We start from the raw sequence: 12966 nt of genomic DNA on the forward strand, positions 1-12966 counted from the left end.
CCGTGCGGGCCGGCCGCGGACCGGCCCGCCGACGGTGAACCCGAGCCGGCGCGGGGGCCGTCAACCCAGGTGTCGGCCCTCCGGGCCGGCCGGTTCGGCGCGCCCGAACCACGGCTCACCACGGTCAGCCGGCCTGACCGACGCCCAGGAGGTCCGCACATGGCCCCGAAAGAACGCGCGAAACCCCTGTTCGGAACCGCGAGGCTGATCAGCCTCGGCCTCGGCGTGATCGTGATCGCCACCGTGGCCTCCGGGCCGGACGGGACGGGGGCGACGACGCCCGTGGCAGCGGCCCGCGGCAACCGCCCGGCCCTGACGTTCAGCAGCCTGGACGGCCCGGTCACCCCGGACGAGATCACGTCCTTCAAGGACTACATCCGGACGCTGACCCCGGCCGCGGACAACATCCGCAACCAGTGGGCCCAGGGGCACAGCGGCGAGGACACCAAAGCGATGGGCCTGGTGTACGAGGTCTCCGCCGACCGCGCGATCCTCGACCGGATGATCGGCTTCTGCGACGCCGTCCTCTCCGAGCGCAACGACCTGGCCGAGCGCCCGGTCGGGCAGCACGTGCTCTGGACCGGCAAGGTCGATCCCGCCTGGCCCAACGACGTCACCACCAAGCCCGTCGGCACCGGCGGCGAGCAGGGCGACCCGGTCGGCCACCTCGCCAACTGCGCCCGGCTGATCCTGCGGACGCCGGCCATCTGGCAGACCCCCGTGGCGACCGGCGACCCGCACGGGTACGGCACCACCTACCTCGACCGGGCCAAGAGGTTCGTCGCGGAGGCGGACACCGCCGTCGACCGGCACATCCTGGCCCGGCTGCTGGACGTCTCCAAGGGCAACCGCCAGTACTTCGCGGCCGACTCCCCCTACAAGGGCGGGCAGCCGGTGCCGTGGAACCAGCAGATGATGTTCGACTACGCCTTCCAGAACCTGGCGATCGCGCACCAGCTCCTCGGGGACGACCCGCGGCGGGTCAAGACGTACGACTCGCTGGTGCAGGCCAGCGTCGACTGGTTCTTCTCCTCGGTGCGCACCTACACCGACCACGCCGGCAAGCCGGCCTACGACTGGGGGTACGCCCCGGCGACCAACGGCAAGGAGGACAACAACCACGGCAGCCTGGACTGCGCGGGCCTGTACCGGGCCTACCTGTCCGGCCGGTACAAGATCACCCCGGCCATGCTGGCCCCGCTGGCGAACACCTTCGTGGACGTGATGAGCAAGGCGCCGCGCCACTACGCGGGCCGGATCGACGGCGCCGACGGCGCCGGCAACAGCGCGCCCACCGAGTACGTCCGCAGCGGCTGGCTCCTGATGGCCGAATTCCGGCCCGACGCCTACCAGAAGCTGATGAACGCCAACTTCCCCGGGAAGACCACGACGGCCGACGACCAGTTCTCGCGCGCCCTGATGCTGAAGAGCCGGCGCCACAAGACGCGGGGCTGAGACGACACGCCGTGACGGCACGGCCGGGGGCGGGCCAGCACCCGCCCCCAGCCGTTACGGTGGCGGGCATGGCCGGTGAAAGAGATCTCGCGACCCTGCTGCGCGGAATGCGCCCTCGGCTCAACCCGGGGCGCTACGTGTACTGCACGCTGCCCGCGAAGGTGCCCGCCGGGATGCGGCCGGTGGTGACCGTCGCCGAACCCGAGGGCGTGACGGTGGTGGTGGCCCAGGAGGAGGCCGACGCGCTCGGCCTGCGCTACGAGTACGTGGCGGCCTGGATCACCCTGCACATCCACTCGGCGCTGGAGGCCGTCGGCCTGACCGCCGCCGTGGCGGCCCGGCTGGCCGAGGAGGGGATCAGCTGCAACGTGGTGGCCGGCTTCCACCACGACCACCTGTTCGTCGGCGCCGACGACGCCGACCGGGCGGTGCGCGCCCTGGAGGAGCTGTCGGCCCGGTCCGCCTGACCGGGTGCGCCGAGTGGCCGCTCCCCCGGGGGGCTCCGAGACTGGGAGGGCTGGTCGCCCGCCAGGTCGGTCAGCCCCCGACAGGAAGGGAGACGGCCCCATGGCGGTCTGCGACGTCTGTTCCAACGACTACTGGCTCTCCTTCGAGATCAAGACGATCACCGGCGACGTGTACACCTTCGACAGCTTCGAATGCGCGATGGAGAAGCTCGCCCCGCGCTGCGAGCACTGCCAGGTCCGGATCGTCGGCCACGGCGTCGAGGTGGCCGGCCGGTTCTTCTGCTGCGCCCACTGCGCCCGCGTCAACGGCGGTCTGGGTGAGCAGATCCGCGACGCGGTCGGGGCGCACCCGTCCTAGACGGCCCTCCCGGGCGGGCCGGCGTCCCCGGGCCGGTCCGCGGCACCGGGGCCGGCCGGGTCCCCGGGGCCGGCCGGCCGCTCCGCCGCGAGCAGGGTGACGCAGTGCGCGGCCGAGGCGAGCGTCACATGGCGGTTCCAGCCCGGATAGGTCCGCCCGGTGAAGTCCCGGACGCCGACCCGGTCGGTGATCCGGGCGAAGGAGTCGTCGACGGCCCCGAGCAGCGAGATCAGGCCGGTGAGTTCGGCGGCGTCCGCGTCGAGCAGATTGGTCAGCCAGACCTCCTCGGGCCGCCGGTGGGGGTCGGCCCCGGTGCCGAGCAGCAGCAGGTCGTGGGCGTCGGGCAGGTGGCCCGCGCCGGCGTGCGCGAAGGGCGACCGGACCCGGACGGCCGCCAGCGGGCCCAGCCGCCCCGCCCGCTGCCCCGCGGCCCCCGGGTCCGCGGCGCGGCGCAGGCTCTCCGAGGCGGTCAGGACGTGCGCGACGGCCGGCCGGGCCGGGCCGCGGTCCGCCTCGCGGGCCCCGACCACGGTGAGCGGCAGCGCGGCGTCGGCCCGCACCACGAAGGGCACCCGGGCCGCCCGCAGCCGGTGGACGGCCCGGACCACGTCGGCGTCCCCCGCCATCACCAGCGGGCGGACCCCGGGCCGCCCGGCCGGGTCGGTCACCGCCCCGTCGGCCCCGGCGGTGGCCATCGCGAGGTAGGTCTCGATCGCGCAGTCCACCGGCGACTCCGGCAGCAGTCCGTCCGGGACGGCGGTCCGGGCCCGGGCGGCCTCGTCGTCGAGCCAGTCCCTGGTCAGCAGCAGCCGCCAGCCGACCGGGTGGGCCCGCTCCGGCTCCGCCGGGGAGGCGCCCCAGAGACCGGCGGCGAACTGGGCGTTCAGGAACTGGCCGAGGGCGGGGACGTAGCGCCGGTGCACCCCGACGGTACTGTCCCCCTCCTTGGGGACGACCATCGGGCGCAGCACCCAGGCCGCCGGCGGCGCGGCGGCGGCCATGTACGCGGCCAGCGCCCGGCGCATCGGCATCCACTCCCAGGTGGAGCAGCTGACGAAGTGGTGCAGCCGCTGTTCCAGGGTGGCGTCGCCGCCCAGGCCCACCGCCATGTTGCGGAAGGACTTGCGCCCCTTCGTGGTCAGCAGGCCGCGGAGGTAGTCCCGGCCGGTCCTTCGCTGGTCGCTGCGCGGCAGTGACGCGAAGAGGTGGTCGCACAGGTCGGCGAGGACCTCGTGCCGGTCGGCGGTACCGGTCATGACACATCCCCCTGGTCGTGGGCGGTGGGGCGCCCCGGCGACGGCCCGGGTGTGGGGTCCGGGCGGGTGGTGCGAACGCGTGCGAGCGGTGTGCTCCACCGCCGGGGGATGACGGAGCACACCGCTCGGATCAGGGGACCCGTACCTGTCGGGTCATCACGCGGGCTCGGCCTCGCGGACCCGGAAGGCGCCCGCCGCGGCGAAGATCGCGAAGGCGACCAGCAGGGCCAGCACCGTGAAGCCGGCGACGCCGTAGAACCCGTCGAAGTCGGTCAGCAGGATGCCGCCGACGATGCCGCCGATGGTCGTCCCGGCGTACAGCGCCGTGGTGGCCAGCGAGGAGACCGTGCCGCGCGCGGCGGTGGTCTGGGAGAGCAGCATGGCCATGAAGATCGGGTAGTTCATGCCCAGGACGGCGGAGCCGAGGGCCAGCAGGACGATGGCCACGGCCAGGTTGGGCGCGAAGGGCACCGCGCCGTAGATGACGACCAGCGCGGCGAGCGCGATGGCGAGCGTGCGCTCCTGCCCCAGTCGCTTGATGATGTGGCTGCCGAACAGCGAGGTGATCGCCATGCCGGTGCCCAGTGCCATCATCGCGGCGCCGATCGCCGAGACGCCCAGCCCGAAGTCCTTGCCCAGCCAGGACCCGATGAACGAGAAGGTCTCGAACACGCCGGTCTGGTAGGCGAGGTAGGCGACCAGGTACCAGGTGAAGGTCCGGGACCGGAACAGCGAGGCGTAGGTGCCGAAGAAGCCGCTCGTCGCCGACGCGGGCGGGGCGGGCACCGACGGGAAGACCCGCCAGAGCACCAGCCAGGCCACGGCGGCCAGGCCGGCCACCGCCACGAACGGCACGTGCCAGGACGACGCGGCCAGCCAGCCGCCGATCGGCACGCCGACGACCTGGGAGATGGACATGCCGGCCCCGGCGAAGCCCATCGTCCGCACCACGGCACTTCCCGGCACCAGGACGGGAATCGAGGCCCAGATCTGGGGGGTCACCAGGGCGGCGGACATCCCGGCCAGCAGCCGGAAGAGGATCATCGTCCAGAAGCCCTGGGCGACGGCGCACAGCCCGGTGGCCACCGTGAAGCCGGCGAATCCGAGCAGCAGCACGCCGCGCCGGTCCCGGCCGTCCGACAGCGGGCCGGCCACCAGGGCGAAGAGCGCGAAGCCGAGGGCGTACGCGCTGACCATCCAGCCCGAGACACCGGTGGAGACGTCGAAGCTGTCGGCGAGCGTGGGGAGCATCGGGGCGACGAGGAACGTGTCGGTCCCGATCACGAACATGGTCGCGAACGACAACCATGCGATGACGCTGCTCGATCCCGGTGGAGCAGGGGACTTGGTGGCACTGCTCAGGGGCTCGGTCGTGGTCATGGATTACACCGCCGGGGAGATCAGGGGGTCGGGTTGGAACTCGGCTACCGGGCGGGCTTCTGGCCCCACCCCGAGTAGACGAGGGTCGAGACGTCCGGCGCGGGGTGGCTCTCCACCAGCAGCCGGGCCTGGTCGATCTGTTCGGCGGTCGCCAGACCGGCGCCGACGAGCCGGTCACCGCTCTGCAGCAGCCGGATGCGCAGCAGCTCGTCCTGGTCGTCGTCCACGCCCAGGCCGCCGGGGGTGACCGAGACGCCCACCGAGGCGCAGCCGGCGTCGGTGAGCGCCGCCGGGATCCGGCGGGCCCAGGCCAGGTCGATGCCCTGCGCCGCGAGCGCCGTCGTCCACGCCCCGTTGGCCTGCCGCCACTGCGGGTACGGCGAGTCCTCGGCGGGCAGGAAGTAGACGTCCTCCACCACCAGCCAGCCCCCGGGGGCGAGCCAGCGCACCGCGCGCCGGAGGATCTCCTCGCGCTGCGGCAGGTGCATGAACACCGCCCGGGCGTGCACCAGGTCGAACGAGCCCTCCGGGAAGTCCTCGGTGGTGATGTCCGCGCACTGGACGGTCAGGTTGGCCGCCCGGCCGGCGTCGATGAACCGCGGGTCGATGTCGGCGGCGACCACGCTGCCGGCGGGCACCCGGTCGGCCATCCAGTACGCGATGGACCCGGCGCCGGCGCCCAGCTCCAGGCAGCGCCAGGTGGGCTCCGGCCGGAGCCGCTCCAGGACCTGCACCGTGCCCGGGTCGTAGGTCTTCTCCAGCAGCTGGAGCCGGGTGAGCTCGGTCGGCAGGTCCTTGCTCAGGAGCCCGGTGGTGTATGCGTCGGCGTGTACGAGGTTTCCGCTCATCGCGTGGTGCCTTTCCTGGGGATGGCCGGCCGGGTGGGTGGGGTCAGGACTCGACGACGTAGCCGGACGAGTGGAGGACCCGCAGCCAGCTGCCGTCCGGCTGGCGCCGCGCGACCTGGTACCGGCCGGTGCTGTCGTCGGCCGGGACGGTCGAGGTGAGGGCGAGGTCGCCGCTGCGCAGCGTGGGCACCGTCTCCTCCAGCGCGAAGGTGGAGAACCGGGTCAGCATCTCCGCGAAGGCGGCCCGGATGGCGTCCCGGCCGACGTGCAGGCGGCCGATCGGGAAGGCCATCACCGCGTCCGGCTCGTAGAGTTCGGCGAGGCCCTCGGCGTCGCCGGCGTTCGCCAGCTCGACCCAGATGCGGGCCAGGTCCTCGGGCTCGGTGGCCTTCTCGCGTACAGCGGTCATGGAGTCCGCCCTTTCCTCGGTCGTCGACGACCGGTCTCGGTGACCGGCCTTCGGCGGCCGGTCGTCAGGGAGTCGAGCCCTCGGGGGAGCTCACGCGCTCGTCAACCCGCGAGGGTCGTAGATCGCGCGCAGTCTGGTGATCTTTCCGTTCTCGACCCGCATCAGATTCGCGACCGGGGTCGGTTCCGCGATCGTGGTGTGCAGGACGAACCAGGTCAGCACGTCGCCGTCGTCCACGAAGGTCCGCTCGACGACCAGGTCGACGGTGATGCCCGCCATGCCCTCCAGCGCCCCGGCGACCGCGTCGCCGCTGCCGTGCCGAGCCAGCGGGCCCTCGTACTCGACCTCGTCGGCGAGCAGCCGGCGCAGTGTCGTGAATTCCTTGTTCCGCCAGCTACCGAAGTAGGCGGCGGCCACCTTCTCGGCGTCATCGGCCATGGGGTCTCCCAGCGTTGTGCGCGGGGCCGGCTGGCCCGGGGGGCCGCCCGGCGGCCCCGCACCGAGAGTCTGCTCGCGCTGCCGCCGGCCGGGCGACGCCTGGCGGAGGACTATGTCAGGTCGGCCCGCCGACGGCTTCGCGCCGCAGGCCGGAGGGGGTTCAGGGCTGCAGCCGCCGGGTCGTCCACCCCGTGTCGGTGCGGTCGTAGCGCAGTCGCTCGTGGACCCGGTCGGCGCCGTTGGCCCAGAACTCGACGCCGTCGAACCGCAGCAGGTAGGCCACGTAGCTCGCCGGACGCGGCCGCGGGCCGAACTCGGCGACCCGGGAGACCTCGGCCTTGAACGCCGCCATGTCCCGCAGTTCCTCGCTCTGCCGGGAGGTCACCGAGGCGGCGTGGGTGAACAGCGGCCGCTCCAGCCACTTGGCGTCGGCCACGTCGGAGCCGAGCAGTTCCACCGCGCCGCTGACCGAGATCTGCTGGCTGGTCTCGCGCCAGTACAGGACGCCCGAGGCGAAGGGATTCTCGGTCAGCTCCCGTCCCTTCTGGCTGCCCAGGTGGGTCGCGAAGACCAGGCCCTGGTCGGTGATCTCGTTCACGGCGACGATCCGGGTCGAGGGGCGGCCCTGCTTGTCCGCGGTCGCCAGGGCGAGTGCCCTCGGCTCGCGCACGCCCAGCCGCTGGGCCCGTTCGTACCAGCTCCGGACCAGGCCGGCCGGCCCGGGCGGCGGGTTGTCGTACTCCGGGAAGTCGGTGTCGACCGTCCCGGTCATGGTCTCGGACCTGCCTGCGCTCATCTGCTCCTCCGTCGATGTGTCGTCATGGGGTGGGTCGGGCGCCGCCCTGGGCCACGGCGCCGGAGGCCCGGGCAGCGGAGGCCCGGACGCCGGATGGGCCCGGACGCCGGATGGGCCCGGGCGCCGGGTGGGCTCAGACGGTGGCCGTGCCGTGGGCGAAGACCGCGCCACTGCCGCCGACCTCGACGAACTCGATCACCCCGTCGGTGGCCTCGGCCCGCGCCAGCATCAGCGACGGACGGCCCATCTCGACGCCCTGGAGGATCTCGATCGGCTTGCCGTGCTCGATCAGTCCGTGCCGGGCCAGGTGGATCGCGAGCGGCCCCGCCGCCGAGCCGGTGGCGGCGTCCTCGACCACGCCGTAGGCCGGCGAGAACATCCGGCTGCGCCAGTGACTCCCCGAGCCGGCGAAGCAGTTGGTCGCCATGTCCTCGAAGCGGGCCAGCGCCCGGTGGTCGGGATCGACCGCCGACAGCGCCTCGACGCTCTCGAAGCCGACGAAGACGTGCCGCGGCCCGTTGCGGTAGATCTCCACCGGCAGGGTCGAGCTCTCCACGCCCAGGGCGGCCAGCAGTTCTCCGGCCCGCGCGAAGGGCTCCCAGGTGGGGACCGGCTGCCGCATCCGGGTACCGACCACCTTGCCGTCGACCCGGTCCAGCTCGAAGGGAATCGAGCCCATCCAGGTCTCCAGGCGCAGCCCGTCGCACTCCCGCTCGTTGCCGAGGGCGATCGCCGTCCCGATCAACGGGTGTCCGGCGAAGGGGAGTTCGTTGACCGGCGTGAAGATGCGGATGCGCGCGTCACCGCCCTTCTCCGGCGAGAGCACGAACGTGGTCTCGGAGAGGTTCATCTCCCTCGCGATGCGCTGCATGCGCTCGGCCGAGAGGTCGTCGGCCCCGAAGAACACGGCCACGGGGTTGCCCCGCAGCGGCTCCTCGGCAAAGGCGTCCACCACCGCGTATCGGTGCATTCTTCTGCTCTCCAACTGGTCTGTGGGCCCGCCCGGTCGGCGGGCGGGTGTCGGGCGGGGCCGACCGGGGTCAGGCGGGGCTGACGGCGGTCGACCGCAGGACGTCGCGGACGGCGGCGGCGACGATCCGCGGCCCGTCCTGGGTGAGCACCGACTCGGCGTGGAACTGCATGGAGGCGAAGTGCGGGCCGCGCAGCGCGTGCACCTCACCGCTCTCGGCGTCCCGGCTCACCGCCACCGCGCCGACCCCCTCGACCTCCACCTCGTCCGCGGGACCGCGGGCGGCGAACGAGTTGTAGAAGCCGACGCGTTCACGGGCGCCGAAGAGGTCGATCTCCTTCTGGACGCCCTGGTTGGGCACCGCCCGGCGCTCCAGCCGGAAGCCGAGCAGCAGACTGAGCACCTGGTGGCTGAGGCAGACGGCGAGGAACGGCCGCCGCTCCCGGAGCAGGGTGCCCACCGCCTCGCGCAGATGTGCCATCTTCGGGTCGCCGGCCTCGCTCGGGTCCCCGGGGCCCGGCCCCATCACCACCAGGTCGTACCCGTCGAAGGAGTACGCCTCGTCGAAGCGCCGCACGGTGACCGACAGCCCGACGGACCGGAGCTGATGGGCGATCATCGAGGTGAAGGTGTCCTCGGCGTCCACCACCAGGGCCTCGCGGCCGAGCAGTTCGGGCAGCGGGCGCTCGCGCTCCGCCCGCTCGCGGAGCCAGAAGTCCGCGATGGTGTCGTTGCGGCTGGCCAGGGCGGCCCGCACCCTCGGGTGGGTGCCGAAGCGGGCGCCCGTGCCGTCCTCCAGCGCCGCGATCAGGCCGGCCGCCTTGGCCCTCGTCTCGGCGGCCTCGGCCGCCGGGTCCGAGTGGCGGACCAGGGTGGCGCCCACGCCGATCCGCACCCGGCCGGTGTCGTCGATGTCGGCGGTGCGGATGAGGATCGCCGAGTCCAGCCCCCGACCGCCCCGCTCGTCCCGGCCGATCAGGGCCGCGACGCCGCTGTAGTAGCCGCGGCCCTGCGGCTCGAAGCGGTCGATCACCCGGCAGGCGCTCTCCAGCGGGCTGCCGGTGACGGTCGGGGCGAACAGCGTCTCGCGCAGGATCTCGCGCGGGTCGCGGTCGGTGCGCCCCTCGATGAAGTACTCGGTGTGGGCGAGCCGGGCCATCTCCTTGAGGTAGGGGCCGGTGACCCGGCCGCCCTCCTCGCAGATCCGGGCCATCATCTTCAGTTCCTCGTCCACCACCATGTACAGCTCGTCGGCCTCCTTGCGGTCGGCGAGGAAGTCCATCACCTCGGGGAGGGTCGGACCGGTCGGCGGGTACCGGTAGGTGCCGCTGATCGGGTTCATCACGGCGACGCCGTCGCTGACGCTGATGTGCCGCTCGGGCGAGGCCCCGACCAGGGTCCGGGTGCCGGTGTGGATGACGAACGTCCAGTACGCGCCGCTCTCGCGGCGCAGCAGGCGCCCGAAGAACGCCAGCGCGCTGGGCAGTCCGTAGTCGGTGATGTCGGCGACGAAGGAGCGCCTCAGGACGAAGTTGGCGCCCTCGCCCTCGCCGATGACCTCCGTGACGATCCGGCGCACGGTGTCCGCGTAGGCCTCGTCGTCCAGGTCGAAGTGCCCGCCGGTCAGGCCGGTGGCCACGTCCGGGAGCCGGCCCAGCACCTCGGTGACGCGCACCACCCGCTGGTCCGTGACCGTCATCGCGATCAGCGGGGCGCCGTCGTCCGGGGCGGCGAAACCCCGCTCGGTGATCTGGCGGTAGGGGATGACCGTGAGCACCTCGTGCCGGGCCGGGGCCCCGGTGTCCACCGGCCCGCCGGACAGCGGCAGGTCGGCCAGGGCGGCCGGGTGGGACACCTCGCCGACGAGCACGTCCAGGAGGTCAGGCCCGGTCGCCTCGGGCCGGTGGAGCAGGGCGAAGGACCCGGGGTTCTCGCCCAGGATCCGCCCCAGCAGGTCGTCGGCGGGGTCGCCGGCCGGCCCGTAGGCGGGGTCGCCGTTCATCCGACGACCTCCTTGGTGGTGACGACCATCGCGCAGCGGTCGGCGGCGTAGCGCAGCGCGAGTTCGTGGAACTCCCGGGAGAAGTCGGCGGTCGCGTCGGCGACCAGGAAGGGCTGGATGTCGTTGGTGAACGCCTCGACCGCGGACATCAGCACCCCGACGTGCGCGTAGACGCCGCAGACGACCAGCTGGTCCCGCCCCGCGGCGCGCATCCGCGCCAGCAGGTCGGAGCGGAAGAAGGCGCTGTAGCGCCACTTGGTGAACACCCAGTCGGACGGGTCCGGCGCCAGCTCGTCGACGACCTCGCGGTCCACCGGGTCGGTCCGCATGCCGGGCCCCCAGAAGTCCTTGAGCAGGCCGCGCTCCTGCTCGGTCATGCCGCCCGGCTGGGCGGTGTAGGCGACCGGGACCCCGCGCGCGACGCACCAGGCGCGCAGCGACGCCGCGTTGCGCACCAGCTCGGCGCGCACGGTGTCCGGGAAGGGCTTCAGGAAGTACCGCTGCATGTCGTGGACGAGCAGGACAGCGCGGTCCGGGTCGACGTCCCACTGCGCGGTGTTGACCGGCAATTCGCCTGCCGTGGGCAGCGGATACGGGGTGATGGGCGGTATGCCGGCCATGCCATGGCCTCCAGTTCGCGGGTGCTCCGGGGTGGACGGGGGATGGGCCGGCTCAGCCGTTCCAGGCCGAGACGACGGTGAGCGCCTGCCGCGGGTTCAGCCGCGGGTCGCACAGGCTCGTGTAGGTGTCGCCGACGTGGTCGAGGGCGGCGTGGTCGGACGCGCACTCGGTGACGTCGTCGGGGGTGGTCTCCAGGTGCAGCCCGCCGGCCACCCCGCCCGCGGCGGTGACGGCCCGCACGAAGCCGCGGACCTCGCGGGCCACCGTCTCCACCATCCGGGTCTTGTTGCCGTCGGGCGCCGTGACGGTGTTGCCGTGCATCGGGTCGCCCAGCCAGATGACCGGGTGGCCCGCGGCCTTGACCGCCTCGACGAGCGGGGGCAGCCGGTCCTCGACGGCGTCGGCGCCCATCCTGGCGACCAGGGTGAGCCGGCCCGGCTCGCGGCCCGGGTCCAGCCGGGCGCACAGGGCCAGCAGGTCGGCCGGGGACATGCTCGGGCCGACCTTGCAGGAGACCGGGTTGAACACCTCGGCGAGCAGGGCCACATGGGCGCCCTCCACCTGCCGGGTGCGCTCGCCGATCCACGGCCAGTGCGCGGAGGCGAGGAAGAGCCGGCCCAGGTCGTCCTGGCGGAGCATCGGGATCTCGTAGTCCAGCAGCAGCGCCTCGTGGCTGGTCCAGACCGGGAGTTCGATGCCGGTGCCGGCGGCCCGGCCCTTCCACCCCAGGTGCTCCATGATCTCGTTCGCGGCCATGTAGCCCGCCAGGATGCGCAGCGGGTCGGGCCGCCGGCTCTCCGCGTCCGGATCCGGCCCGTTGACCATGTCCCCGCGGTACGACGGGATCTCGACGCCCCGGTGGTGCTCGGTCCCGCTGGAGCGGGGCTTGGCGAACTGCCCGGCGATCCGGCCGACCCGCACCACCGGCTGGTGGGTCGCCAGCCGGAGCGCGCCGGCCAGCAGGTCGAGCACCGCCGTCTTGCGGGCCACGTAGCCGGGGGTGTGCTCGTTCACGTCCTCGGCGCAGTCGCCCGCCTGGACGATCTTGGCCTCACCGGCGGCGACGCGGGCCAGGATGGCCCGCAGCGAACGGATGTCCTCGGCCCGGGCGAGCGGCGGACGGGCCGCCAGGGTCTCGTGGACGCGCCGGACCTGGGACGCGTCGCTCCAGGTCGGCTGTTGCAGGGCCTCACGGAAGCGGATGTCACGCAGAACGTCTTCCATGCTGAGCCTCCAATCCGGGAGAACCCGGTCAGGTGGGTATTCCCTCGCGCTTGATCTCCGGCACCGGAATGCTCAGTGCGCGCAGCTGCTCGAAGGGGTTCATGAACTCGCGGTTCTGCTTGATCTTTCCGTCGTCGAGCGTGAAGGAGTGGAGGAAGTGGTTTTCGTAGTAACCCTCCGGGTAACCGGGGAAGAGAATCTTCCCGTGCCCGTCGCACTCGACCCAGAAATGGTTCGGGTCGTCCGTGCCGAAGATCTGGATGTTGTACCACTCCCAGTCCGGGAAGCACTTCAGCGACCAGACGGCGTGCTCGGCCAGCCGGTCCCGGCCGTTGATCGCGATCGGGGAGCCGGTGTCGGTGGTCCACAGACCACCGCTGCCGTCCTCGGTGAAGAGCTCGTGCCGCTTCAGCCGGTCCTCGCCCCGGGTGTGCATGTACCGCTCCACGGTGGCGCGGTTCTTGGCGCGCAGCTCCGCCGCGTCGGCGAACCCCTGGGGGCTGGTGAAATCGGACATGGGTATCCCCTCGAAGTGAATGGCGGAGGTCTTCCGAATCGGACTTCGTGCAGCCTAGGCCGCCGGCCGGTGTGCAGGGAATGTCCTGCCGGATTTCCGGTCCGGCCGGCGCCTTCCGCATTCGGACATGCCGATGGCCCGCACACGCTCTTCACGCGGTGCGGGTGGGGGTGATGAAAAGGGGGAATCACGGCGGAAGGGGCATTGCGGCGGAATACGGGGGCG

General features: G+C 72.9%; 14 protein-coding genes. 3 read left to right on the forward strand and 11 right to left on the reverse strand.

Annotated elements, in window-relative coordinates:
- The first annotated feature begins 159 nt into the window (after positions 1 to 159).
- The 3 genes from ACFXHB_RS24725 to ACFXHB_RS24735 all read left to right on the forward strand — a co-directional run bounded on the left by ACFXHB_RS24725 (position 160) and on the right by ACFXHB_RS24735 (position 2280).
- Positions 160 to 1455, forward strand: a complete 1296-nt coding sequence (locus ACFXHB_RS24725) for a hypothetical protein (protein ID WP_380576794.1) — start codon at positions 160 to 162, stop codon at positions 1453 to 1455.
- Positions 1456 to 1523: 68 nt separating this feature from the next.
- On the forward strand, positions 1524 to 1922 hold the full coding sequence (locus ACFXHB_RS24730; protein WP_380576795.1) for an ACT domain-containing protein: 399 nt from the start codon (positions 1524 to 1526) through the stop codon (positions 1920 to 1922).
- A gap of 100 nt (positions 1923 to 2022) precedes the next feature.
- Positions 2023 to 2280, forward strand: a complete 258-nt coding sequence (locus ACFXHB_RS24735) for a Prokaryotic metallothionein (protein WP_380576796.1) — start codon at positions 2023 to 2025, stop codon at positions 2278 to 2280.
- On the opposite strand, the gene ACFXHB_RS24740 is transcribed toward ACFXHB_RS24735, so the two are convergent.
- The 11 genes from ACFXHB_RS24740 to ACFXHB_RS24790 form a co-directional block, all read right to left on the reverse strand.
- Positions 2277 to 3536, reverse strand: coding sequence for an IS701 family transposase (locus tag ACFXHB_RS24740; RefSeq protein WP_380576797.1), 1260 nt, complete (start codon positions 3534 to 3536; stop codon positions 2277 to 2279). The genes ACFXHB_RS24735 and ACFXHB_RS24740 overlap by 4 nt on opposite strands.
- A gap of 156 nt (positions 3537 to 3692) precedes the next feature.
- Positions 3693 to 4916: an MFS transporter gene (locus tag ACFXHB_RS24745; protein ID WP_380576798.1), complete on the reverse strand. Its 1224-nt coding sequence runs from the start codon at positions 4914 to 4916 to the stop codon at positions 3693 to 3695.
- Positions 4917 to 4960: 44 nt separating this feature from the next.
- Complete coding sequence (locus tag ACFXHB_RS24750; protein WP_380576799.1) at positions 4961 to 5764, reverse strand: class I SAM-dependent methyltransferase; 804 nt, start codon at positions 5762 to 5764, stop codon at positions 4961 to 4963.
- A gap of 43 nt (positions 5765 to 5807) precedes the next feature.
- Positions 5808 to 6173: a YybH family protein gene (locus tag ACFXHB_RS24755; protein WP_380576800.1), complete on the reverse strand. Its 366-nt coding sequence runs from the start codon at positions 6171 to 6173 to the stop codon at positions 5808 to 5810.
- Between the two features lie 90 nt (positions 6174 to 6263).
- The gene (locus tag ACFXHB_RS24760; protein WP_380576801.1) at positions 6264 to 6611 is read right to left on the reverse strand and encodes a nuclear transport factor 2 family protein; all 348 of its coding nucleotides are present in this window, start codon (positions 6609 to 6611) and stop codon (positions 6264 to 6266) included.
- A 160-nt stretch (positions 6612 to 6771) separates the two neighbouring features.
- Positions 6772 to 7407, reverse strand: coding sequence for a phenazine biosynthesis FMN-dependent oxidase PhzG (gene phzG, locus ACFXHB_RS24765; protein ID WP_380576802.1), 636 nt, complete (start codon positions 7405 to 7407; stop codon positions 6772 to 6774).
- 133 nt (positions 7408 to 7540) lie between these two features.
- Positions 7541 to 8377 (reverse strand): PhzF family phenazine biosynthesis protein, encoded by an 837-nt coding sequence (locus ACFXHB_RS24770; protein WP_380576803.1) that lies wholly within the window; start codon positions 8375 to 8377, stop codon positions 7541 to 7543.
- A 70-nt stretch (positions 8378 to 8447) separates the two neighbouring features.
- Positions 8448 to 10379, reverse strand: a complete 1932-nt coding sequence (locus ACFXHB_RS24775; RefSeq protein WP_380576804.1) for an anthranilate synthase family protein — start codon at positions 10377 to 10379, stop codon at positions 8448 to 8450.
- On the reverse strand, positions 10376 to 10999 hold the full coding sequence (locus ACFXHB_RS24780; RefSeq protein WP_380576805.1) for an isochorismatase family protein: 624 nt from the start codon (positions 10997 to 10999) through the stop codon (positions 10376 to 10378). The genes ACFXHB_RS24775 and ACFXHB_RS24780 overlap by 4 nt, the downstream gene beginning before the upstream one ends.
- Before the next feature lie 52 nt (positions 11000 to 11051).
- Positions 11052 to 12224 (reverse strand): 3-deoxy-7-phosphoheptulonate synthase, encoded by a 1173-nt coding sequence (locus tag ACFXHB_RS24785; RefSeq protein ID WP_380576806.1) that lies wholly within the window; start codon positions 12222 to 12224, stop codon positions 11052 to 11054.
- Between the two features lie 28 nt (positions 12225 to 12252).
- Positions 12253 to 12741 (reverse strand): phenazine biosynthesis protein, encoded by a 489-nt coding sequence (locus ACFXHB_RS24790; protein WP_380576807.1) that lies wholly within the window; start codon positions 12739 to 12741, stop codon positions 12253 to 12255.
- Positions 12742 to 12966: the final 225 nt, after the last annotated feature.

The organism is Kitasatospora sp. NPDC059327 (genome assembly GCF_042752535.1).
Lineage (GTDB): Bacteria > Actinomycetota > Actinomycetes > Streptomycetales > Streptomycetaceae > Kitasatospora.

Excerpts from the sequence above, each read along its gene's own strand:
- ACFXHB_RS24725 (WP_380576794.1), top strand. The coding sequence starts at position 160 with ATGGCCCCGAAAGAACGCGCGAAACCCCTGTTCGGAACCGCGAGGCTG.
- ACFXHB_RS24730 (WP_380576795.1), top strand. The coding sequence starts at position 1,524 with ATGGCCGGTGAAAGAGATCTCGCGACCCTGCTGCGCGGAATGCGCCCT.
- ACFXHB_RS24735 (WP_380576796.1), top strand. The coding sequence starts at position 2,023 with ATGGCGGTCTGCGACGTCTGTTCCAACGACTACTGGCTCTCCTTCGAG.
- ACFXHB_RS24740 (WP_380576797.1), bottom strand. The coding sequence starts at position 3,536 with ATGACCGGTACCGCCGACCGGCACGAGGTCCTCGCCGACCTGTGCGAC.
- ACFXHB_RS24745 (WP_380576798.1), bottom strand. The coding sequence starts at position 4,916 with ATGACCACGACCGAGCCCCTGAGCAGTGCCACCAAGTCCCCTGCTCCA.
- ACFXHB_RS24750 (WP_380576799.1), bottom strand. The coding sequence starts at position 5,764 with ATGAGCGGAAACCTCGTACACGCCGACGCATACACCACCGGGCTCCTG.
- ACFXHB_RS24755 (WP_380576800.1), bottom strand. The coding sequence starts at position 6,173 with ATGACCGCTGTACGCGAGAAGGCCACCGAGCCCGAGGACCTGGCCCGC.
- ACFXHB_RS24760 (WP_380576801.1), bottom strand. The coding sequence starts at position 6,611 with ATGGCCGATGACGCCGAGAAGGTGGCCGCCGCCTACTTCGGTAGCTGG.
- phzG (WP_380576802.1), bottom strand. The coding sequence starts at position 7,407 with ATGAGCGCAGGCAGGTCCGAGACCATGACCGGGACGGTCGACACCGAC.
- ACFXHB_RS24770 (WP_380576803.1), bottom strand. The coding sequence starts at position 8,377 with ATGCACCGATACGCGGTGGTGGACGCCTTTGCCGAGGAGCCGCTGCGG.
- ACFXHB_RS24775 (WP_380576804.1), bottom strand. The coding sequence starts at position 10,379 with ATGAACGGCGACCCCGCCTACGGGCCGGCCGGCGACCCCGCCGACGAC.
- ACFXHB_RS24780 (WP_380576805.1), bottom strand. The coding sequence starts at position 10,999 with ATGGCCGGCATACCGCCCATCACCCCGTATCCGCTGCCCACGGCAGGC.
- ACFXHB_RS24785 (WP_380576806.1), bottom strand. The coding sequence starts at position 12,224 with ATGGAAGACGTTCTGCGTGACATCCGCTTCCGTGAGGCCCTGCAACAG.
- ACFXHB_RS24790 (WP_380576807.1), bottom strand. The coding sequence starts at position 12,741 with ATGTCCGATTTCACCAGCCCCCAGGGGTTCGCCGACGCGGCGGAGCTG.